Origin of the sequence: Roseibium denhamense, assembly GCF_009711415.1 — a bacterium.
GTDB lineage: Bacteria > Pseudomonadota > Alphaproteobacteria > Rhizobiales > Stappiaceae > Roseibium > Roseibium denhamense.
Map to the genome: position 1 here is coordinate 20,440 of NZ_SMLZ01000098.1, position 21,976 is coordinate 42,415.

18 protein-coding genes are annotated in these 21,976 nt (G+C 60.3%); 10 read left to right on the plus strand and 8 right to left on the minus strand.

All coding sequences use genetic code 11. The features are described 5' to 3' along the window. Positions 1–10: 10 nt before the first annotated feature. From E1180_RS06215 to E1180_RS06235, 5 genes are all read right to left on the minus strand, one after another. Positions 11–1,108 (minus strand): ABC transporter permease, encoded by a 1,098-nt coding sequence (locus tag E1180_RS06215; protein ID WP_155190310.1) that lies wholly within the window; start codon positions 1,106–1,108, stop codon positions 11–13. Beyond that, on the minus strand, positions 1,105–2,658 hold the full coding sequence (locus tag E1180_RS06220) for an ABC transporter ATP-binding protein (protein WP_155190311.1): 1,554 nt from the start codon (positions 2,656–2,658) through the stop codon (positions 1,105–1,107). The genes E1180_RS06215 and E1180_RS06220 overlap by 4 nt, the downstream gene beginning before the upstream one ends. A 67-nt stretch (positions 2,659–2,725) precedes the next feature. Next, positions 2,726–3,721 carry a BMP family lipoprotein gene (locus E1180_RS06225; protein WP_155190354.1) on the minus strand — a complete coding sequence of 332 codons (996 nt, stop codon included), beginning with the start codon at positions 3,719–3,721 and terminating at the stop codon, positions 2,726–2,728. 85 nt (positions 3,722–3,806) lie between these two features. Further along, positions 3,807–4,805: a BMP family lipoprotein gene (locus tag E1180_RS06230; protein WP_283404496.1), complete on the minus strand. Its 999-nt coding sequence runs from the start codon at positions 4,803–4,805 to the stop codon at positions 3,807–3,809. A 67-nt stretch (positions 4,806–4,872) separates the two neighbouring features. Continuing rightward, positions 4,873–5,856: a sugar-binding transcriptional regulator gene (locus E1180_RS06235; protein ID WP_208996967.1), complete on the minus strand. Its 984-nt coding sequence runs from the start codon at positions 5,854–5,856 to the stop codon at positions 4,873–4,875. A gap of 572 nt (positions 5,857–6,428) precedes the next feature. On the opposite strand from E1180_RS06235, the gene E1180_RS06240 reads away from it, so the two are divergent. The 5 genes from E1180_RS06240 to E1180_RS06260 all read left to right on the plus strand — a co-directional run bounded on the left by E1180_RS06240 (position 6,429) and on the right by E1180_RS06260 (position 12,246). Beyond that, positions 6,429–7,280 (plus strand): DUF1194 domain-containing protein, encoded by an 852-nt coding sequence (locus tag E1180_RS06240; RefSeq protein ID WP_155190312.1) that lies wholly within the window; start codon positions 6,429–6,431, stop codon positions 7,278–7,280. 182 nt (positions 7,281–7,462) lie between these two features. Next, positions 7,463–7,894 carry a methylglyoxal synthase gene (locus tag E1180_RS06245; RefSeq protein WP_155190313.1) on the plus strand — a complete coding sequence of 144 codons (432 nt, stop codon included), beginning with the start codon at positions 7,463–7,465 and terminating at the stop codon, positions 7,892–7,894. Beyond that, on the plus strand, positions 7,891–8,931 hold the full coding sequence (locus E1180_RS06250) for an ROK family protein (protein WP_155190314.1): 1,041 nt from the start codon (positions 7,891–7,893) through the stop codon (positions 8,929–8,931). Before E1180_RS06245 ends, E1180_RS06250 begins: the two co-directional genes overlap by 4 nt. 12 nt (positions 8,932–8,943) lie before the next feature. Continuing rightward, complete coding sequence (gene hrpB / locus E1180_RS06255) at positions 8,944–11,415, plus strand: ATP-dependent helicase HrpB (RefSeq protein WP_155190315.1); 2,472 nt, start codon at positions 8,944–8,946, stop codon at positions 11,413–11,415. Between the two features lie 51 nt (positions 11,416–11,466). Then, positions 11,467–12,246, plus strand: a complete 780-nt coding sequence (locus E1180_RS06260; protein ID WP_155190316.1) for a hypothetical protein — start codon at positions 11,467–11,469, stop codon at positions 12,244–12,246. Positions 12,247–12,288: 42 nt separating this feature from the next. Here E1180_RS06260 and putA read toward each other — a convergent pair whose 3' ends face one another. After that, positions 12,289–15,429 (minus strand): bifunctional proline dehydrogenase/L-glutamate gamma-semialdehyde dehydrogenase PutA, encoded by a 3,141-nt coding sequence (gene putA, locus E1180_RS06265; protein ID WP_155190317.1) that lies wholly within the window; start codon positions 15,427–15,429, stop codon positions 12,289–12,291. Between the two features lie 141 nt (positions 15,430–15,570). Between putA and E1180_RS06270 the strand changes: the two genes are divergently transcribed. From E1180_RS06270 to E1180_RS06285, 4 genes are all read left to right on the plus strand, one after another. Further along, positions 15,571–16,026, plus strand: a complete 456-nt coding sequence (locus E1180_RS06270) for an Lrp/AsnC ligand binding domain-containing protein (protein ID WP_155190318.1) — start codon at positions 15,571–15,573, stop codon at positions 16,024–16,026. Positions 16,027–16,136: 110 nt separating this feature from the next. Continuing rightward, a complete protein-coding gene (locus tag E1180_RS06275) occupies positions 16,137–17,357 on the plus strand; it encodes an ABC transporter substrate-binding protein (protein WP_425280903.1) in 1,221 nt (406 codons plus the stop codon). Between the two features lie 116 nt (positions 17,358–17,473). Beyond that, positions 17,474–19,156 carry an ABC transporter permease gene (locus E1180_RS06280; protein WP_155190319.1) on the plus strand — a complete coding sequence of 561 codons (1,683 nt, stop codon included), beginning with the start codon at positions 17,474–17,476 and terminating at the stop codon, positions 19,154–19,156. A gap of 4 nt (positions 19,157–19,160) precedes the next feature. Further along, a complete protein-coding gene (locus E1180_RS06285) occupies positions 19,161–19,820 on the plus strand; it encodes an ATP-binding cassette domain-containing protein (RefSeq protein WP_155190320.1) in 660 nt (219 codons plus the stop codon). A 251-nt stretch (positions 19,821–20,071) separates the two neighbouring features. Here E1180_RS06285 and bfr read toward each other — a convergent pair whose 3' ends face one another. Then, entirely contained in the window at positions 20,072–20,557 is a 486-nt protein-coding gene (bfr, locus tag E1180_RS06290; RefSeq protein WP_155190321.1) for a bacterioferritin, read from the minus strand. Between the two features lie 17 nt (positions 20,558–20,574). Then, complete coding sequence (locus E1180_RS06295; protein ID WP_155190322.1) at positions 20,575–20,817, minus strand: (2Fe-2S)-binding protein; 243 nt, start codon at positions 20,815–20,817, stop codon at positions 20,575–20,577. Between the two features lie 392 nt (positions 20,818–21,209). Here E1180_RS06295 and E1180_RS06300 point away from each other — a divergent pair, with 392 nt between their 5' ends. Further along, positions 21,210–21,968: an SDR family NAD(P)-dependent oxidoreductase gene (locus E1180_RS06300; protein WP_155190323.1), complete on the plus strand. Its 759-nt coding sequence runs from the start codon at positions 21,210–21,212 to the stop codon at positions 21,966–21,968. Positions 21,969–21,976: the final 8 nt, after the last annotated feature.

The following is a 21,976-nucleotide window of genomic DNA, read 5'->3' on the forward strand; positions in this document are numbered from 1 at the left end:
CCAGCCCCTCCTATGCCGATACCGGCCGTGATGGCGCGAACATCCGGATCAAAGCGGGCCGGAACATGTATTCCAGCGCCCCTGCAAACAGGATCACAAGACCCTGGATGACGATGATCATGTCCCGGGTGATGCTCGGCATTTCAAAGGAAAGCTCGGCTCCGCCCTGGTAGAGCATGCCGAACAGGATCGCCGCCAGGATAATCCCGACCGGATGGGCCCGGCCCATCAGTGCAACGGCGATGCCGACGAAGCCGTACCCCGTGACGAAGTCGGTCAGGAGACGGTGCTGCGATCCCATGATTTCGTTGATCGCCATCATGCCGGCAAGACCACCGGAGATGAGCATGGTGATCACCGTGATCCGGACCGGCGAAATGCCGGCATAAACGGCAGCGGTCGCATTGGCGCCGAAAGACCGGATTTCAAATCCGAGCTTGGTCCGCCAGATCAGGAGCCAAACGAGCCCGCAGGCGATCAAGGCGATAAACAACGAGAGATTGACCGGCGCGAACCCGAACCCGGCAGACGGAAAGATGTCGTTCAGGAACGGTAAGCGCCCGCCATCCTCGAAGGTCCGGGTTTCCAGCTGCATGGACCCGGGCTTTTTCATGACACTGTTGAGCAGATACCCCATCAGGGCGGCAGCGATGAAGTTGAACATGATCGTGGTGATAACCACGTGGCTGCCCCGGGCCGCCTGCAGCCAGCCGGGAATAAGGGCCCAGGCCGCGCCCATGATGGCGGAGCCAACCACGGCAAATGGCAGCGTTACATACCAAGGCACGTACTGATCGAGCGCCAGGCAGGCAAAGGCAACGCCAAGGCCGCCTATGTAGGCCTGTCCTTCCCCGCCGATATTGAACAGACCGGCATGGAAAGCCACCGCGACCGCAAGACCGGTAAAGATGAAGTTGGTGGCATAAAACAGCGTGTACCCGAACCCTTCCACGGAGCCGACGGACCCCAGAAGGAGATAGTAGACCGCGTTCAGCGGGTTCTCGCCGATCAGAAGAACGACGAGGCCCGAGACCAGAAACGCGGCGGCAAGGTTCAAAAACGGGATCAGGCCGAGATCGACCCAACGTGGCAACTGACCAGCTGTCATCGGGCGTCTCCTTCAACGGCGTTCTTTTTGTCTTCCACACCGGCCATCAGCAAGCCAAGCTCCCCTTCGTCGGCATTTTCACCACGCTCGCCGACGATCTTTCCGTCGAACATGATCAGCACCCGGTCGGACAGCGCCCGGATCTCATCCAGTTCAACGGAGACAAGCAGAATGCCCTTGCCCGCATCGCGCAGTTCCACAATGCGGCGGTGAATGAACTCAATGGCGCCGATATCGACACCGCGCGTTGGCTGCCCCACAAGCAGGACCTCCGGGTCCCGCTCGATTTCGCGGGCAAGCACGATCTTCTGCTGGTTGCCGCCCGAAAAGCTGGCGGTTTTCAGCATGGGGTTGGGGGGCCGGATATCGTATTTCTCGATCTCGCCAACCGCGTTTTTCTTGATCGCGCCAAGATCCAGAAACAGCCCGTTGGAATAGGCAGGATCCCGGTGATAGCCGAGGATCGAATTCTCGTATTCTGAGAAGCTGTTGATCAGCCCCATGCGGTGCCGGTCTTCCGGCACATGCCCCATGTTCTTGGCCCGCATATCCGCCGCATCCAGCGTGCTTGAGCCCATGTCGATGGTTTCGCCGTTGATCTTCATGGATCCGCGCGTTGCCCTGCGGATCCCGGCAAGCGTTTCCATCAATTCCGACTGGCCGTTCCCGGACACGCCGGCGATCCCGACGATCTCTCCAGCCCGCACATTGAACGAAACATCCTTGACCACCTGAACGCCCCGGCTGTCGGTCACGGTCAGATTGTCGACCTCCAGAACGGGGGCTTTCGGTTCGGCAGGTTTCTTGTCGACCCGCAACAACACACTGCGCCCCACCATCAGCTCGGCAAGCTGCGCCATGGACGTGTCGGCGGTGGCAACCGTTGCGACCATCTCCCCGCGCCGCATCACCGAAACCGTGTCGGTCGCGGCCATGATTTCACGCAGCTTGTGTGTGATCAGAAGGACCGTCTTGCCTTCGTTTTTCAAGACTTCGAGGATCTTGAAAAGGTGGTCGGCCTCGGCAGGCGTCAAAACCCCGGTCGGCTCATCCAGAATAAGGACTTCCGCACTTCTATAAAGGGCCTTCAGGATCTCCACGCGCTGCTGCAGTCCGACCGGCAGATCCTGGATCAGGGTATCCGGGTCGACGCGCAGTTCGTATTCTTCCTCAAGCCGTTTGAGTTCGGTTCGGGCCCGCGACAGTCCCCCGGCCAGCATCGCACTGTCCTCAGCGCCCAGAACCACGTTCTCAAGCACAGAGAAATTGTCGACCAGCATGAAGTGCTGGTGGACCATGCCGATGCCCATGGCGATGGCGGCCTTGGAATCGGGGATCGTAACTTTCTTGCCATCCACCAGGATGTCCCCGTTGTCGGCCTGATAAAAGCCGTAGAGGATGGACATCAGGGTCGATTTTCCGGCCCCGTTCTCGCCGATGATCCCGTGGATCGACCCTTTTTTCACCACAAGATCGATGTTCTTGTTGGCGTGAACCGGGCCGAAGCTCTTGTTTATGTTTTTCAGTTCGATCGCAGCCGTTCCGGTCATGCGCTCCCCCAAGCCTGACACTTTGTCATTGTCATTATCGTTTGCCCCTATCAGCAGCGTCCGCCCGTCAGAACGGGCACGCTCCATCCATGACGACATCGTGGACCGTGACCGTGCCATCGGAAATGCCGGCAACGGCAGTCTCCGCAGCGGTTTTCATCAGCCCGGTAATCAGATCGGCATTATTGGCATCCAGAACCCAGTCCATGCCGCCCTCGGCTAGACCGAGAACCTTGAGGCCCGGCTCGAACGTTCCGGCCTCCGCCGCCGTGAAGCTGTCATAGACAGCAGTGTCGACCCGCTTGCGGATCGATGTCAGAACCTGGCCCGGATGCAATCCGTTCTGGTTGCTGTCCGTGCCGATCCCGAGAATTCCCTTGTCCGCCGCGGCCTGCAGAACACCTATGCCGGTCCCGCCGGCGGCCTGAATGATGACGTCCGCGCCGCGCCCGATCTGGGCAGCCGCCAACTCAGCGCCGCGCACCGGATCGGCAAAGGCCATGGGTGTGGTCCCTGTCATGTTGGACAGAACCTCGATATCCGGGTTTGCCGCCCGCGCGCCTTGCTTGTAGCCGCACAAAAACCGCTGAATGATGGGAATATCCATCCCGCCGACAAAACCGATTGTTCCGGATTTGGAGGCCATGGCCGCGAGCAGCCCGGCGATATACGCCCCCTCATGTTCCTTGAACACGTAAGAGCGGACATTGGGCTGATCGACCACCATATCGATGATGGCGAAATTCGTATCCGGGAACTCCGGCGCGACCTGCGCAAGGGCGTTCGCCTGATTGAACCCGATGGCGACAACAGGCTCGTCCCCGCGTCCGGCAAAGGACCGCAATGCCTGCAGGCTCTGCGCATCCCGCTCCAGCTCGAATTCCTTCACGGAAACCCCGGTCTCCTCCTGGAAGCGCTTCACCCCGGTAAAGGCGCTCTCATTGAAGGACCCGTCATACTTCCCGCCAACGGAATAAACGATGGCCGGCCGCGCATGCACAGATGCCGTCAGCAAGCCAAACGTTATTGCGGCCAAGAGCCACTTCGAAATGGAACCGGACATGAGCCCCCCGATCTTCAGATCAGCTATCTCACTCGACATTGGAAAGGGCCTCCGCGCGGATGCGCGAAGGCCATAGGCAGACTGCTTAGAACGGGCAGGACTGATCGGACATGTAGTCATGAACCATGATCTCGCCGGAAATGATTTTCTGGGTCGCTTCTTCGACGGCCGCTTTCATTTCATCGTTCACCAGTTCCGCATTGTTCTCATCAAGCGCCCAGTCGACGCCGCCCTCTTTCAGGCCAAGAACATCAAAGCCGGAGGACCAGGAATCGTTCTCGGCATCTTCGAATGCCTGGTAGACGGCGATGTCGACACGCTTCAGCATGGAAGACAGAACGGATCCCGGATGCAGGGCGTTCTGGTTGGAATCAACGCCGATGCCGAGCTTGCCCGCATCCGCTGCTGCCTGAAGCACGCCGATGCCGGTACCGCCGGCAGCATGGTAGACAACGTCCGCACCGCGGTCGAATTGCGACTTGGCAAGCTCACCGCCCTTGACCGGGTCGTTCCAGGCCGCACCGGTGGTGCCGGTCATGTTTTCGAAGATTTCCGCATCCGCATTGACGGCCTTGACGCCCTGCTTGTAGCCGCAGGAGAACTTGCTGATCAGCGGGATATCCATACCGCCGACAAAGCCGACCTTGCCGGTTTCACTAGCCATGGCAGCCAGCATGCCGACGATGTAGGAGCCTTCATGCTCCTTGAACAGGATCGAGCGGACGTTCGGCAGGTCGACAACCATGTCGACGATTGCAAATTGGGTGTCGGGGAACTCCTGCGCCACTTTCTCAACCGCGTTGGCCTGGGAGAAGCCGATGGCGACGATCGGGTTCATGCCGCGCTTTGCGAAGTTGCGGAGCGCCTGCTCGCGCTGGCTGTCGTTTTGGATTTCAAAGTCACGGTATTCGATGCCGTAGTCTTCCTTGAAACGCTCTGCACCGGTGTAGGCAGCTTCGTTGAACGACTTGTCGAACCGTCCGCCCAGATCATAAAGGACTGCAGGTTTTGTCTCGGCTGATGCACCTGCGACCGAGAATGCAAGACCTGCAAGCGCCGTAGTGATGGCTAGAAACTTCTTCACTTAGATGTCCTCCGACATACAGGGGCTGCGTGGTGCGCAACCCGTTTCCCCTCGTGGCACAGCCGCATCATGCTGACTGTGCCAGTTGTAGTCCGGCCTTGTCCGTCAGAGCCCTGGCAAGGGCTTCATCGGCGACAAGGTCGGTAATGACACCAGTACGCAAAGCCGCAAGGGTTGCATCCACCTTGCTTTCTCCGCCCACCAGCGCAATCACTCTGGCCCCGCGCACCTCATCGAAATGCAGTCCGACGGCGCTGTCGCCGAGCGGATCCGGTGCCAATTGGCCATCCAATGTCAAAAAACGGCCCATCAGATCACAGACCGCTTTGCGTGAAATCAGATCTTCCTGCTCGGCCTTTGAAATCATGCCGCGCTGAACCAGGTGCCCTTCGTTTTCGACCGACCCGATGCCGATCAAAAACGCATCCGACTTGCCGGCACGGACCATCAGGTCCTGGACGCTTCTCTGGTTCAGGAACGTTTCCTTTTCGGCCTGGCTTTCGGCGAAATAGGGAACGGGCAGGTAGTAGCCGATCCCGCCGGTCCGCTCCTGCATCTTCTGCACAATGTCGTAAGGGTTGGCTGCAAGGGTCCGGGTCAGCGATCCGCAGATGGACATGATCTCCAGATCCGGGCGGGCGATTTTCGGCAAGGCCTCCACAGCGGCCGTCAGCGTACGGCCCATGCCCACGCCAAGACGCGCCACACTCGACCCGCTCAGCAATCCGGTGAGAAACTGCGCGGCGGACACGGCCACCGCACGCAAGGCGCTGTCATCATCGCGGCCACCCAGATCAGGTGCAATGATGCAATTCTTCAAGGCAAACCCGGCGGTTAGCCCCTTCTCCAGCTCCAGGCACTCCATCGGGCGCCCGTCGACCTGAAACTTCACATAACCGGATTTCTGGGCATGTGCGATCAACCGGTGAACCTTCGCCGGGGACACACCCAGCTGGGAGGCGATTTCACCTTGCGTCCGTCCGCCGACAAAGGACAGCCAGGCCGCCCTAATCGCCATGAAGGATGTTCCGTCGTCGTCACGCACACTCATCTTGCGTCGATGCCTTCCCCTCCGAGCCGGCCGGGCCCTCTTCCCTCCCGGCAGTGGCACCGGCCTGCTGATTGCGGCCGGACATCGTTATTACTGTCAGGGCTCGAAGATCCTACCGGGCAAAAACCTCCACGAAAAAATCTTCAAGGCCTGAGAATTTCTTCAAATCATGCCGAGGACACACGAGAAGGTCAACAAAAAAAACTGACAAAAAAGCAGCAGATTGCCGCGAAACTGAGCAAATCCATTGCCGTCACGCCAAATCTTCTACCCGGCAGTTTTTACCCTCTCGTGACAGAATTGTGACGCGCACAGGCATTTTCTGCCTACCAATCCGGCAGTTATTTCCTATCTGTGGAATAAATGCACTCTGTGCGTATTTGATTTTGCCAGTTAAATTGAATCTGGGTACTTTTGGCACATGGCTTGCAAAGTAATCGTTTGAGCCTCCGGCACTAGATGCAAGTACCTAAGTAGGAATGACGAGGAACGAAAAGATAAGAAATTCAATAACAAAATAAAAATGGGGAGACGTGGCAATCCGGCCGTATGGCCATAATGCGGAGAAAACCATGCGTCTCGAAATAACAAAACACTGTGCGAAGACAGCGCGCTTTTTGCTGTCACTGATAGCTGCGGCTACTTTTCTTGCCGCCCCCGCTGCCGCAAAGGTACTGACCAGTCCTACGCAGGCCTCAACCTCCTACAGCTATGACCCCGCGAACGAAGTCGACGTCGAGCTTGTTCTCGCCGTGGACATTTCGCAATCCATGGATACGGAAGAACAGGAAATCCAGCGCGCGGGCTATGTGGCGGCGCTAACGTCCCGCGAGTTTCTGGACGCGATCCAGGCTGGCCCGATCGGCCGCATCGCGGTGACCTACATGGAATGGGGCGGCGTCGATGAGCATTTTGTTGTTGCGGACTGGACCGTCATACAGGACGCGCAAACGGCCGCCCATTTCGCATCCATGATTGCAGAGGCCCCGCTCCGGCAGGTCCAGCGCACCTCCATCAGCTCCGCGCTGGAGCGCTCCGTCCATCTTGTCCAGAACAATCAATACACCGGGCTGCGTCAGGTCATCGATATTTCCGGCGATGGCCCAAACAATCAGGGCGGGTCGGTCACCAAGGTCCGCGACAAGATGATCGCGTCTGGCGTGACGATCAATGGCCTGCCGCTGATGATGAAGTCGAACAAGAACACCTGGCAGGCCATGCTGAACCTCGATCACTATTACGAAGATTGCGTGATTGGCGGGCCAGGCTCCTTCGCGATCCCCGTGCGGTCGAAGGAGGGCTTTGCCGATGCGATCCGGATGAAGCTGGTGATGGAGATTGCGGGGATCGAGATGCCAAAGCCTGAATCCTTCCTTCAAACGGTCTCAAACCGTGATCCCATCCGGTGCAGCCTGTTCGATTAATAACGCCACGTCTCTCCGTTTTTCCGCCGCGCCTTCCCCATCAAGGCGCGGCCTTTTTTTGGGCCCGGCGCGCTTTTAAGCCTGCAAATTATTCCAATAGGTTGCATCTTTCTTTGCGCCAGCTGCCGTTTGCCGATAAACCATGTCCCGCCGCAAAAGTTTCGTACAAAGGATGACAGTCAATGGCTGCAGAACCGACGCTCGCCCTCGTCGCGCATGATGCCAAGAAAGACTTAATGGTCGACTTCGCAAAAAAGCATCAGGAAAAGCTCGCGGCCTTTCAGCTCGTTTGCACCGGAACAACCGGCGGCCGCATTCAAGAAGCCTGCCCGTCCCTTTCAATTACGCGCCTGAAAAGCGGCCCGCTGGGCGGTGACCAGCAGATCGGCGCAATGATTGCGGAAGGCCGCCTTCAGGGTCTTTTCTTCTTTGTCGATCCGTTGTCCCCAATGCCCCATGATGTGGATGTGAAGGCTTTGATGCGCCTCGCACTTGTCTACGATATGCCGATGGCCTTGAACCCGGCCACCGCAGACATTCTTCTGCGCTCGGCCCGCCTCATTGGCCTGTCCACCACCTCGACGACGCCGGAAGTGGGTACTATTGCTTCATGAGCATGTTGAAGACACACCAGAAATTCTCCTATCCGGTTCTCGTTGCCGATATCGGCGGAACCAATGCCCGTTTTGCCCTTGTCGATAGCCCGTCCTCACCGACACGCATGTGCGGCAAGACCGCAACGGCCGATCACAGCGGGATCAGCGACGCCATCCGCTCCGTCTTGCATTCAGGCTCCGGTACCAAGCCCCGCACGGCCATTATTGCCGTCGCCGGCCCTGTCTCAGGCGATGTCATCCCGTTGACCAATGCTGCCTGGGTCATCGAGCCCTTGAAGATGATTTCCGGTCTCCAGCTGGAACAGGTCATCGTGCTCAATGATTTCGAGGCGCAGGCGCTCGCGCTGCCCGGGTATCAGGGCAGCGATATCGAACAAATCGGCCAGGGCACGGCGCGCCCTGACAGCACAAAGTTCGTGCTGGGCCCTGGAACCGGTCTCGGCGCTGCAGCCATGATCCGCGCGGCCAGCACCTGGGTGCCGGTGCCGGGTGAAGGCGGTCACGTTGAGCTGGGGCCGGTCACAGCCGAAGACTACGAGATCTGGCCGCATATCGAGTTTTATGGCGGCCGCCTCGGCGCCGAGCAGCTTTTGAGCGGCACCGGCCTGCCGCGCCTTGCGCACGGCGTTGCCAATTGGATGCAGCGCGACAGCCAGCTGGACACCCCGGCAAGCGTGACCATGGCCGCTGAGGACAATGACCCGGTGGCCGTCAAGACCCTAGAGGTGTTTGCCCGCAGCCTTGGCCGGGTCGCCGGCGATTTCGCGCTCACGGTCTTTGCTCGTGGCGGGGTTTACCTCACCGGCGGTGTAACACCGCGCATCGACCCGTTTTTGACCGACGGCAATTTCCGCAAGGCGTTCGAGGCCAAAGCCCCCCATAATGCGCTGATGGCCAAGATACCGACCTTCATCGTCCGGCATCCGGACCCCGCCCTTGAGGGTCTTGCCTCCTTCGCGCGCGCGCCGGAAGAGTTTGCCGTCGAGCTTGCCGGACGCCAATGGTCCGGCGCTGCTGCCGCCCTCTCCGGCTGATCCGCGATTACAATGCCAGACCTGTGCCCGTTCAAGACCGAGCTTCCGATCGATGGCGTGCTGGAGCCGCTGCTGGCAGCGTTGGAGACCTCTTCCAACGCAGTCCTTGTGGCTGAGCCCGGCGCTGGCAAGACGACCCGCGTTCCCCTTGCCCTTTTGAGTGCCAGCTGGCGGCAGGACGGCAAGATCCTTGTGCTGGAACCCCGTCGGCTTGCCGCACGGGCCGCAGCCCGGCGCATGGCCTTTGAACTTGGCGAAAAACCCGGAGAGACCGTGGGCTACCGCGTCCGCATGGACAAAAAGGTGAGTGCCCGGACGCGGATTGAAGTCGTGACCGAGGGCGTTTTCACGCGGCTTGTTCTGGACGATCCGGAATTGAGCGGTGCGGCTGCGGTCCTTTTTGACGAGTTTCATGAGCGCTCGCTCGATGGCGACCTCGGACTGGCACTCGCCCTTGATGTGCAATCGGCGCTGCGCCCGGATCTCCGGCTCTTGCCGATGTCGGCCACACTGGACGCCGCAGCCGTCTCAGAACGGCTCGGCAACGCGCCGGTCCTTGAAAGCAAAGGCCGCAGTTTTCCGGTTGAAACACAATATCTGGGCCGGTCCGCCAACGAACGGATCGAGCCTCAGGTGGTGCGTGCGATCCGCCAGGCAGTGAGCATGGAAACCGGATCCATTCTGGTGTTCCTGCCGGGGCAGGCGGAAATCAAACGCGTTGCGGACCAGCTGTCCGGAACGCTTCCGGCAGATTGCCAGGTGGCCCCGCTTTATGGCGGCCTTGACGGCAAGGCCCAGGACGCAGCGATCCGCCCGGCAGATCCGGGCAGCCGCAAGATCGTGCTGGCAACCTCCATTGCGCAGACATCGCTCACAATCGAGGGGGTGCGGGTTGTCATTGATTGCGGGCTGGCGCGCGTACCGAAATTCGAACCCCAGACCGGATTGACCCGGCTGGAGACCGTGCGCGTGTCACGGGCATCGGCGGACCAGCGCCGAGGCCGGGCCGGACGGACGGAAGCAGGCGTGTGCTACCGGCTCTGGGACGCGGCGCAGACCGCGGCCTTGCCAGCCGCCGAAGCCCCGGAAATCCTGGAAGCCGATCTGACGGGGCTTGTTCTGGATCTGGCCGCCTGGGGCACGTTCGACCCGGAGGATCTTCCGTTTCCGGACCAGCCGCCCAGAGCCGCCTGGACCGAGGCCAAAGCGCTGCTGACAGACTTGCACGCCCTCGACAAGGAGGGCCGGCTGACCGGGCCCGGCAAGGCGCTTGCGCGCCTGCCGCTTCACCCGCGTCTCAGCCATATGGTGCTGGAGGCGGCAGCGAGCGGTCAGGGGTACACCGCTGCCCTCATGGCCCTCATCATCAGCGAGCCCGGCCTTGGCGGGCGTGATCAGGACATGCGGGTCAGGCTGCAGACCCTTGAGCGCGACACCAGCCAGCGCGCGAAGGACGGCAAGGCACTGGCCAGCCGCTGGCTCGCCTCCGCAGGCGGCGGAGCCAAGCAGCTCGAGACCGAAAGCGCCGGATATCTTCTGGCGCTTGCCTATCCGGACCGGGTTGCGCAGGCGCGCGGCCAGACCGGCCGTTTCCGCCTTGCCAATGGACGGGGCGCGGACCTGGAGCCTGGTCATCCGCTTGCCGCTGCCGCCTTCATGACGGTTGCCGACATTCAAGGGAAGGCCGCCAGCGGCCGCATCCAGTTGGGCGCGCCCTTGACCATGGCCGAAATCGAAGACCTGTTTGCCGGAGATATCCTCACTGAAGATGTGGTCCAGCTGACACCGGAGGGCGCAATGCGGGCCCGCCGTGTCACCCGTTACAAGGCGGTGGAACTGGAGGCCCGGCCGATCCAGGATCCGGACCCCGACGCGGTCACACGGGCCTTGATGGGCGAAGTCAAGCGGCGCGGGATCAGCCGCCTGCCCTGGACCAAGGATCAGGCGCGGCTGAGAACCCGTGTTGCCTATGCCCGCCATAACGGGGCGGCGGATTTGCCGGACCTGACGGATCAGGCTCTTCTTCAAACGCTGGACGCGTGGCTTGCGCCTTATCTGGCCGGCGTCACGCATATCGGGAAGATCGATGCCGCCATGCTTGGCAATGCGCTTGCCGGTTTGCTGCCCTATGACGCGGCCGCCCAGCTCGAGGAACTGGCACCCTCCCACTTTACCGCCCCCACGGGCAGCCTGGTTCCGATTGATTATGGTGCCGCCGCAGGACCGACCCTGTCCGTGCGGGTGCAGGAGCTTTATGGCCTCACCACGCATCCTGCGATCTGCGATGGACAGTTGCCGCTGATCCTGGAACTCCTGTCGCCCGCGCACCGGGCGATCCAGGTTACAAAAGACCTGCCCGGCTTTTGGACCGGCTCTTGGAGCGATGTCAAAGCGGATATGAAAGGCCGGTATCCCAAACATCCCTGGCCCGACGACCCGACAACCGCGGAAGCAACCCGGCGGGCAAAGCCGCGTGGCACCTAACAGCGGCCTACCACTTATGATAGTGTTTTAAAGAGCGCAGAAAGACAGCTGATGGACCGCCAGGACATACTCAGGACCCTAGCTGACCGCGACCGCTACCCGGTCGCGACGATTGCCTATTGCCTGGATGACCGGGACCGCTCCATCTCCATTTTCCTGCCGCTTCTGCAAAGGGCCGCAGAGGGCAAGAGCCTCTCGCAGGAGGAAAACGATGCGCTGTTTCTCGGCTGCCATATTCTGGGCGCCCTCAAGATATCGACCGCTTTCGCACCGCTGATGCAGCTGGCTTTGGACAGACCGGACCGCCTCACCGACATACTTGGCGAGAACGCCATCGGCCAGACATTTCCGCGTCTTTTGATGGGCTTGGCCGAGGGCGAGGAAACCGCACTTTGGTACGGTGTGAACCGGCACGGCTGTGATTTTCTGATCCGGGATGCCTTCCTGCGGGCCTGGACCTACTCTGTCTTTGAAGCCAGGATTTCCCGTGTTGCCGCTGTCCGGCTCTTGCGTGATTTCCTTGACGGTGACGCCTCCCCGCCGCCCGACGACCTGATCTGGAGCGGGTGGCTCACTGCGGTCTCTGATCTCGGCCTCATTGAACTGAAGCCCGTTGCCGAGCGGGCGATATTGTCCAAACGGATCCTCCAGGAAGACCCGGGCCTTGACGACAAGCAGTTCAGAGAATTCGAGCAGGCGCTGAAGGATGCTCTTCCGGAAGACGACCGTCCGACCGTCATGGCAGAGCGCGGCTACACGCCATTCGGCACCGGGTCAAAAGACTGGGGCGATGCTTTTCTGCTCGCCCCAGGGGATACTGTTACCGTTTAATGCCCAACGGCTTTGGGCGTTTCTCACGAAACGCCCAATACTTTAATCGTCGGATGCGGCGACCAGGCTGGCGTTTCCGCCGGCGGCCGCAGTGTTGATCGACACCACCTGTTCCAGGGCAAAGCGGGTCAGATAAGCCGGACCACCGGCCTTCGGCCCGGTCCCGGAAAGGCCTGAGCCACCGAAGGGCTGGGTTCCGACCACAGCACCAATCGTGTTGCGGTTGACATAGACATTGCCGACGGACAGCCGGTCGACAACCTTCTTCACCGTTGCATCGATGCGGCTGTGCACACCCAGGGTGAGCCCATACCCTGTGGAGGCGATCTGGTCCAGCACCGTGTCGATCTCCCTGGCCTTGTAGCGCACCAGGTGAAGAACCGGCCCGAAGACCTCCCGGGTCAGGGCGCCGGCATGATCGAGTTCGATGATGTGCGGAGCAACCCAGTACCCGTTCGCGAGCGCACCGGCCGGTGTCTCGCCTGCGAACCGCAATGTCTGGCTGCCCTTCATGTCATCGATATGGGAGACAATCCCATCCCGCGCTTCTTCGTCGATGACCGGGCCGATATCCGTTGAGGGCAGACGCGGATCACCAAGCGCAAGCTCCTTGGCGGCGCCAGACAGCATTTTCAGAAGGTGATCGGCCACGTCGTCCTGCACATAAAGAAGGCGCAGGGCCGAGCAGCGCTGTCCGGCCGAGCGGAAGGCGGACATCATGACATCATCGCAAACCTGTTCCGGCAACGCCGTCGCATCGACGAGCATGGCATTGATGCCGCCGGTTTCGGCAACAAGCGGCACAATCGGTCCGCGTTTTGCCGCCAGGGTGCGGTTGATCGCCCAGGCGGTTTCGGTGGAGCCGGTGAACGCCACACCGGCAATGCCCGGATGGCTGGTCAGGGCAGCGCCGATATCTCCTTCGCCGGGCACCATATAGAATGCGTCTTCGGGAACACCCGCCTCATAGAGCAACTTTGCCGTTTCATAGGCAATGAGCGGTGTCTGTTCCGCCGGTTTGGCGACCACCGCATTTCCGGCCAAAAGCGCGGCGCTGATCTGGCCGAGATAAATGGCAAGCGGGAAGTTCCAGGGCGAGATGCAGACAAACACACCGCGCCCCCGGTAGCGGTAACGGTTTTCCTCACCGGTCGGCCCCGGCATCAGCTGGCCTTCGCCGAAATGCGTCCGCGCCTCGTTGGCATAGTAGCGGCAGAAATCGACCGCCTCGCGGATTTCCGCAATCCCGTCGGTCAGGCATTTGCCCGCCTCCATGGACAGGATCTGCATCAGCCTGCCGGTGTTTGCCTCCAGAAGATCTGCCGCCTTTTCCAAGGCGGCCGCCCTGTCCTGCACCGGACGGCGGGACCAGGCCTCGAACCCTTTCTTTGCGTTTTCGACCGCCTGCTGCGCGGCCGCTTCGCTGGCAAGGACAACGGTTCCGACCTGCGTCGTCCCGTCAATGGGCGAGAAAACGGGATGGGTTTCGCCGTCCGCCTCAAGGCCCTTGCCGAGCGGCCCTGCCTTTGTGAAGGGGGCTTGCGTCTTGGCCATGGATTGCGTCAGGTCCGTCCGCTCTGCGGCGCAGCCAAACTCGACACCGTCGGAGTTGCGGCGCTGATCGCCGTAAAGGTCTTGCGGCAAGGGAATGGACCGGTTCACCGCATGGCGCCCCTGATCCAGAATGTCGCGGGGCCGTTTCAGCAAGGCCTCCGTTGGAACACCGGCATCGCCAACTATCGTGACGAAGGACGAGTTGGCGCCGTTTTCCAGAAGGCGGCGGACGAGATAAGCGAGAAGATCCTTGTGGCCGCCGACCGGCGCATAGATCCGGCAGGCGTAGCCGTCCCGGTCGGTGACCGACTTGTAAAGGCTCTCGCCCATTCCGTGGAGGCGCTGGAACTCGTAGCCTTCCGCGGATCCTTCGGCCATCTCGATGATCTGCGCCACGGTCAGAGCATTGTGCGTGGCGAACTGCGGATAGAGCACATCACGCGCATCAAGCATGCGGCGCGCGCAGCAAATATAGGACAGGTCGGTTGCCGCCTTGCGGGTAAACACCGGATATCCGGACGCCCCGCCTTCCTGCGCGTGTTTGATCTCCGTGTCCCAGTAAGCGCCCTTGACCAGGCGGACCATGAGTTTACGCTTGGTTTTCCGGGCTGCATCCACCAGCCAGTCGATGACCTGGGTTCCCCGTTTTTGATAGGCCTGCACCGCAAGACCGAACCCGTCCCACCCCTCGGTGACCGGATCGGCCAGCAGCGCGGCAATCACATCCAGCGAGATTTCCAGCCGGTCGGCTTCTTCCGCATCAATCGTGAAATTGAGATTGCGGTCCTTGGCCATTTGCACCAGATCGCGCAGGCGCGGCAGCAATTCATCGCGCACACGCTCGCCGTTCACGGCCTCGTAGCGCGGATGCAAGGCAGATAGCTTAACCGAAATGCCCGGACGGTCCGGCAGGTCCGCACTGCCCGCAGCCTTGCCGATCGCTTCAATGGCATCGGCATAAGAGCGGAAGTAGCGCTGTGCATCTTCTTCCGTCCGCGCGCCTTCACCCAGCATGTCGTAGGAGTAGCGGTAGCCTTTCTTCTCCTGGGTCTTGGCGCGTTCCATTGCCTTTTGGATGGTCTCGCCCAGAACGAACTGGTGCCCCAGAAGCCGCATGGCCTTGCGGGTCGCCATGCGGACGGTCGGCATGCCCATCCGCTTCACCAGGCTGGACAGGATACTTTGGGGCGTGTCGCCCGGATGCAGCAGCCGCGATGTCACGCCCAACGCCCAGGAAGACGCAGACACCAGCCAGGTATCGGACTTCTGGCCCGACGGATCGTCAAAACGGGCGGCGGCGAGCTTGTCTTCGATCAGCTTGTCGGCGGTGGCGGAATCGGGAACCCGGAGCAAGGCCTCGGCCAGGACCATCATGGCAAGGCCTTCGCGTGTCGTCAGCCCGAATTCGCGCATGAAGTCTTCGACACCGCCAAGCCCAACCTGAACCGAGCGCATGTCTTCAATATAGCCCCGGGCCCGCTGATCGATCAGCTTTTCAACGACGGGATCCGTCTTTGCCTCCTGCAAGAGCGCCTTGACCACGGCGGCATCCGCCGGCGCATAGGGCGCGCGGAACGGCTCCAGATCCTGACTGTCGAATAATTTCATGGCAGCACCAGCAGCGGACATGAACAACCTCCCAAAAAGGCCCGCATAGGGCAAACGCGTTATTCCTCAGAATACCGCGAATTTCGCCTTTCTTTTCTCTATTTTTTATCCGGAATACAGAATATTATCCGGCAAACAGGTCGTATTCTTAGGAAATTCACTATGCTTGATCGGACAGACCGGAGAATTCTGAAGGTATTGCAAGAAGATGGCCGGATTACCAACACGGATCTTGCCGACCGGGTCCGCCTGTCTGCGACGGCAACGGCCGAACGCATGAAACGCCTGGTGCGGGACGGCTATATCGAGCACTTCTCGGCCAGCCTCGATCCGAAAAAGGTCGACCGTGGCCTTCTGGTATTCGTCGAAATCCGCCTTGAGCGCACATCGCCGGAAATCTTCGACTCCTTCAAGCGGGCGGTCGAACGCGCACCGGACATTCTTGAGTGCCACATGGTCGCGGGCGGATATGACTACCTGATGAAGAGCCGCGTGAAGGATATGGAGGCTTACCGAACGTTTCTGTCCGATGTTGTTCTCGCATTGCCCGGCGTCCGGGAGACGCACACCTATGCGGTCATGGAGGAGATAAAGGACACGCACATTCTTCCGGTGTGAGCACTCTGATAGAATTCGGCAAAGACCGTCTTCACAAAGCCTTGTCTTGACCGTGGCCGTCCGGCGCGCGAGGGAGACGTGACACGAACGGGGACTTCGGAATGATACAAATGACCGCCATGATACGGAAACTTGCATTGGGTTTGACGGGTCTGCTGGCACTTGGAACCGGTGCAAGCGCGCAGGACCTCTCCTGGGAGGACGTGCAAGCAGAAGCGGACGGCCAGACTGTTTATTTTCATGCCTGGGGCGGTGAACCGCGTATCAATGCCTACATCCAGTGGGCGGCCCGTGAAGTCGAGCGTGATTACGGTGTGCGGGTCATCCATGTGAAGGTCGAGGATACGGCAACGGTCGTGTCGCAGGTTCTTGCGGAAAAATCGGTTGGCAAGGACAGCGGCGGTGCGGTCGACCTCATCTGGATCAACGGAGAGAACTTCGCGTCCATGAAGGCCAACGGTCTGCTCGCCGACGAAGGCTGGGCGGAGACGCTGCCGAACTGGCAGTATGTAGATGTCGAAAACAAGCCGACCGTCCGGATCGATTTCACGGTTCCCACCGACGGCCAGGAAAGCCCCTGGGGCATGGCCAAGCTTGTCTTCATGTATGACAGCGCAAGGATCGATACACCCCCGGCCACCCTTGAAGACCTTGCAACTTACGCGGTCAACAACCCGGGCCGGTTTGCCTATCCCCAGCCGCCCAACTTCTTCGGCACCACGTTCTTGAAGCAGGTTCTGGTCAGCACGGTTACCGATCCGTCGGTTCTCTCCCGTGAGCTGGACCCGGCCGTGTTCGACGAAACCGTCGCGCCGATGTTCGCCTATCTGGATACCCTGCAGACGCATCTGTGGCGGCAAGGCAAGGCTTTCCCCAAAAATGCAGCGCATATGCGCCAGTTGCTTGCAGACGGGGAGCTGGACATTTCCTTCTCGTTCAATCCGGCCGATGCGTCCGGTGCGATTGCCAATGGCGAGTTGCCGCCAAGCGTGCGCACATTCGTTCTTGACGGCGGCACGCTTGGAAACACCCATTTCGTCGCCATTCCCTACAACAGCTCCAACCAGGCCGGGGCAAAGCTCTTTGCCGACTACCTGTTGTCGCCGATGGCCCAAAGCCGCAAGCAGGATCCGGAAATCTGGGGCGACCCGACGGTTTTGAATGTTGCGGCCCTGCCGGAGACTGAAAAGGCCCTGTTCGATGCGCTCGACCTTGGCCCGGCAACCCTAACGCCGGAAGAACTCGGCCCCGTTCTCCCCGAGCCCCATCCCAGCTGGGTGAGCGCTTTGGAGGAGGCCTGGCTTGAGCGGTACGGCACCGGCGCAAACTGAGGCGCTTGCGGCATGACTGAGACAAAGGGCATCTCCGGATCTATTGAGATCGACGATTTCAGGCAGTCTCCTGTGATGCCGTCCTTGCCCGGTTTGGTCTAGGGCCTGTGCCAGGAATGAAGCTTCCCGGCGTATCGGCAGCGGTCTTGACGGTGTTGCTCGCCGGGCCGGTTGCCACCGGCCTTGCCGCAACAGTCTTACCGGCATTCGGCTATCTACCGGTCTTGGGCAGCAGCTCGTTTACCGCAGCCCCGTTCACCGACCTCCTTCAGGAGCCGGGCTTTGCGGCGTCGCTGTTCCTGAGCTTTTCAACTGGCCTTGGGGCAACGCTGGTGTCGCTCGCCCTGGTGATCTGGTTCACGGCCTCCTGGTACCGCACCCGCACCTTTCAGCGGGTAACCCGGTTCCTGTCGCCCATCCTGTCGGTTCCCCATGCTGCCGCAGCCATCGGGATCTCCTTTCTGATCGCCCCCTCCGGCTTTCTTGTCCGGCTGGTCTCGCCCTGGGCCACCGGTTGGGACCGGCCGCCGGACGTTCTGATCCTGAACGATCCGATGGGCCTTGCGATGACCGGGGGCCTGATCGCCAAGGAAGTGCCGTTTCTGTTTCTGATGATGCTGGCCGCGCTCAACCGCCCCTATCTCGGCGACTACATGAAGGCCGGCGAGAGCCTTGGCTACGGCAAGACCGCCGCGTTCCTCCATCTCATCCTGCCGCAGCTTTATCCCCTGCTGCGCCTGCCCATCCTGGCGGTGCTCGCCTATGCAACATCGGTGGTCGATGTGGCCCTTTTGCTGGGCCCGACCACGCCCGCCCCGCTGGCGCCGCGCCTTGTTGTTTGGATGAACGACCCGGATCTCACCAAACGGCTCATGGCCTCCGCAGGCGCCCTTGTTCAAATTGCCCTTACGGGTCTCGCCATCCTCACCTATCTCCTGATCGAGCTGGTGGTCAGAAAACGCCACAAAGCGTTTCTGGAAAGCGGGCGGCGGAACAGGTCCGACAGGTTTGTCCGGGTGTCCGGTCTGACGCTCATGTCCGGCCTGATCACCGTGACAACCGCCTCGCTCCTCCTTCTCGTCATCTGGTCCATGGCGAAGTCCTGGTGGTTTCCGGCCGCGCTCCCGCAACGATGGGATCTGGGCCTGATCGGCTCTGCCCTTTCCATGAACCAGGCCGCCCTTGGCTACACGATCAGCCTTGGACTGGCGGCGGCCTTCATCTCAACGGTGCTGACGCTCTGGCATTTGGAGGCCAGTAGCCGGGATCCCAAGACACGCCTTTTGAGTTTTCTGGTGTTCTTGCCATTGGTGCTGCCGCAGATCGGGTTCCTGTTCGGCTTGAAGATGCTGTTCCTCGCTATCGGCTGGGACGGCACCGCCTTCGCCGTTTTGCTGGCGCATCTGGTGTTTGTTCTGCCCTATGCCATTCTCGCCCTGACGGATCCCTATACCCGGCTGGATCCGCGCTACGAAAAAGCAGCCATTGCCCTTGGGAAGTCGCGCTTGAGTGTGTTTTTGAACATCAAGGCCCCCCTGCTTTTGAAACCGATCCTGACGACCTTTGCGGTGGCGCTGGCGGTGTCCGTCGGCCAGTATCTGCCGACCCTCATGATCGGCGCTGGCCGCGTCGTGACCATCACGACGGAAAGCGTTGCGCTGGCAAGCGGCGGCAACCGGCAGATCACGGCACTGTTCGCCTTGCTGCAATTGCTTGTTCCCCTGGCCGGGTTCCTTGTGGCAATGACACTGCCACGCCTGCTTTTCAGAAAGCGGATTGCCATGAGCGGTGCCCGGTAACCCCATGACCGAAACACCACACGACCAAGATGCCGGGCTTTTGCTGGACAGTGTTACCCTTGCGCTGAACGGCAAGAGCCTTTTGACCATCGACAGCCTGATAAAACCAGGCGAGATTCTGACGATCATGGGCGAGAGCGGCAGTGGAAAATCGAGCCTGCTTGATTTCGTTGCCGGTTTTCTGCGTCCGGACTTTTCTGCCTCCGGCCGGATTATCCTGCATGGCCGCGACCTGACCCGGCTGCCGCCGCAGCAACGGCAGATCGGACTGATGTTTCAATCCCCGCTTCTGTTCCCGCACATGTCGGTCCTGCAGAACCTGCTGTATGCGCTGCCCGCTGAAGTTAAGGGCGGGAAACACCGCCAAGAACTCGCGGAGGCAGCCCTACGGGATGTCGGTCTTGATGGTTTTGGCGGCCGGGATCCGGCTACGCTGTCAGGGGGGCAGCAAACCCGCGTTGCCTTGATGCGGACGCTGCTCGCCGACCCGAAGGCGCTCTTGCTGGACGAGCCCTTTTCGAGCCTCGACAAGATGCGGCGGTCGGACATCCGCCAGCTTGTCTTCAAGATCGCGCGGCAGCGCGAATTGCCTGTGCTTCTTGTCACCCACGACATGGAAGATGCGGCCGCGGCGGATGGACCGGTCTTTACTCTGGATCGTTAGAGCGCTTCACGTCCATATTGAAACGCTTGATGACAAAGCTCCAAACAACCACCGTCATCCCGGGCAAGCGTAGCGCGAGCCGGGATCGGAGAGGCGTAAGTCTCTGAAGTGTTTGGGTATCAAGCCGCTCCGCCGAGGCCCACCGATCCCGGATCGCAGCGATGCTGCGTACGGGATGACAAATTGGGAGTCCGTCAGCAGGCTGAGGCCGCAGTTTCCTGCGGCCTTTGCCGAAGTCTCATCAGCTACGTTTATTCGGCAGCCGAGGCATCCTTGGCCTGCAGCAAGGAATAATTTTCGATCCCGATCCGTTCAATCAGCTCGATCTGGGTTTCCAGAAAATCGATGTGGCTCTCTTCATCAGAAAGAAGCGTTTCGAACAGGGACATGGACACATAGTCGCCTTTGTCACGGCACACTTCCCGGGCTTCATGGTAAAGCGCACGGGCGACATATTCAGCCGCAAGATCGCCTTCCAGGCATTCCTTCACGGATTGGCCAATGCGCAGCGGGTCGAGCGTTTGCAGGTTGGGCAACCCTTCCAGGAAAATAATCCTGTCCATAAGGTCCTGGGCGTGCTGGCGCTCTTCCTCAGCTTCGGCCAGCTCCTTGTCTGCGAGTTTGCCAAATCCCCAATCTTCAAGCAGCCGGGCATGCAGCCAGTACTGGTTGACAGCCGTCAACTCATGCCGGAGCGCCTTGTTCAGATACTCGATAACTTTCGCGTCGCCCTTCATAAACCCTCTCCGCACATTCAACCGGTTGCTGTTTTCTGTTCGGCTGCAAGCGGTTGTTCTTCTTCCTTGGCCTCTTCTGATCCCTTTTCGTGAATGATGTCAATCACGGACGGGAAACACCCACCACATCTTGGCCGGCAGCCCAGATGCCGGAAGACCGCGCCCGGGGTCGGGACCTTGCCATTGGGATCTGCACGCATTTCCTCAGCCGCTTCACGAAGCTGCTTGTCAGACAATACATTACAGGAGCAAATGAGCATGCGATTCGGGTCCGGGCCTTCTGGGCTAGGTCACGAACTCATAAGTGAGGTTGTTTTGGCTTTGAAATGACAACAAGATGCCAGGAAGCGATTGAAAAGCGGGCTTATTGCCCGGTTGAAATCGCCGACGTGGCAGATTGCAGTCATATCGACGTCCTGCGGATAAGGCAGATTTGCCCAGCAACAGCGTTGCAACGGCTTGAAAATAAGGGATATTTCCTGCGCCCTCGCGCCTTGTATCTGAGCAAATCTACCTTACCAAAATAACCTCACTTATGAGTTCGTGTCCTGGAGTTTGATATTGTCTTTCACAACTTCCTGCGCAAATACCGAAACCATACTATAAGAGTCAACTTTTTATCATCCGGCAGGCACCACCCAAAGGCGAATGAATGTCCGAACAGCTTCACACCGATCCGCGCCGCATTCTTGTCCTCACGGGAGCCAGCAGAGGCATCGGCCATGCAACGGTCAAACGGTTCTCGGCCGAAAACTGGCGCGTCATAACCTGCTCCCGGCAACCCTTTTCCGACAAGTGTCCTTGGCCTATGGGGCCTGAAGACCATATTCAGGTGGACCTTGCCGATCCGGCAAACCTGGAAAAGGGCATTGCCGAAATCCGCAGCCGGCTGGAGCCGAACGGGTCCCGCTTGGACGCACTCGTGAACAATGCGGGCATCAGCCCAAAGGGCGAGGATGGCGAGCGGCTGAGTTCGCTGACGACAGGAATGGACCAGTGGCGCGATGTCTTTCAGGTGAACTTCTTCGCCACCATCGCGCTGGCCCGCGGGCTGTTTGCCGAGCTGAAAACCGCCGGCGGATCCGTGGTCAATGTCACCTCCATTGCCGGCATGCGGGTCCATCCCTTTGCTGGCACCGCCTACGCAACATCAAAAGCGGCCCTGGCCTCTCTCACCCGCGAAATGGCGGCCGACCTCGGCCCGCACGGGATCCGGGTCAACGCGATTGCCCCTGGGGAGATCGACACGTCAATCCTGTCACCGGGGACCGAAAAGCTGATCGAGGACATTCCGCTACGGCGCCTTGGAACTCCAAAAGAAGTCGCCGACACGATTTACTATCTCAGCTCGGAACTCGCGTCCTACGTCTCCGGCTCGGAAATTCATATCAACGGCGGCCAGCACGTTTAACGGGCAAG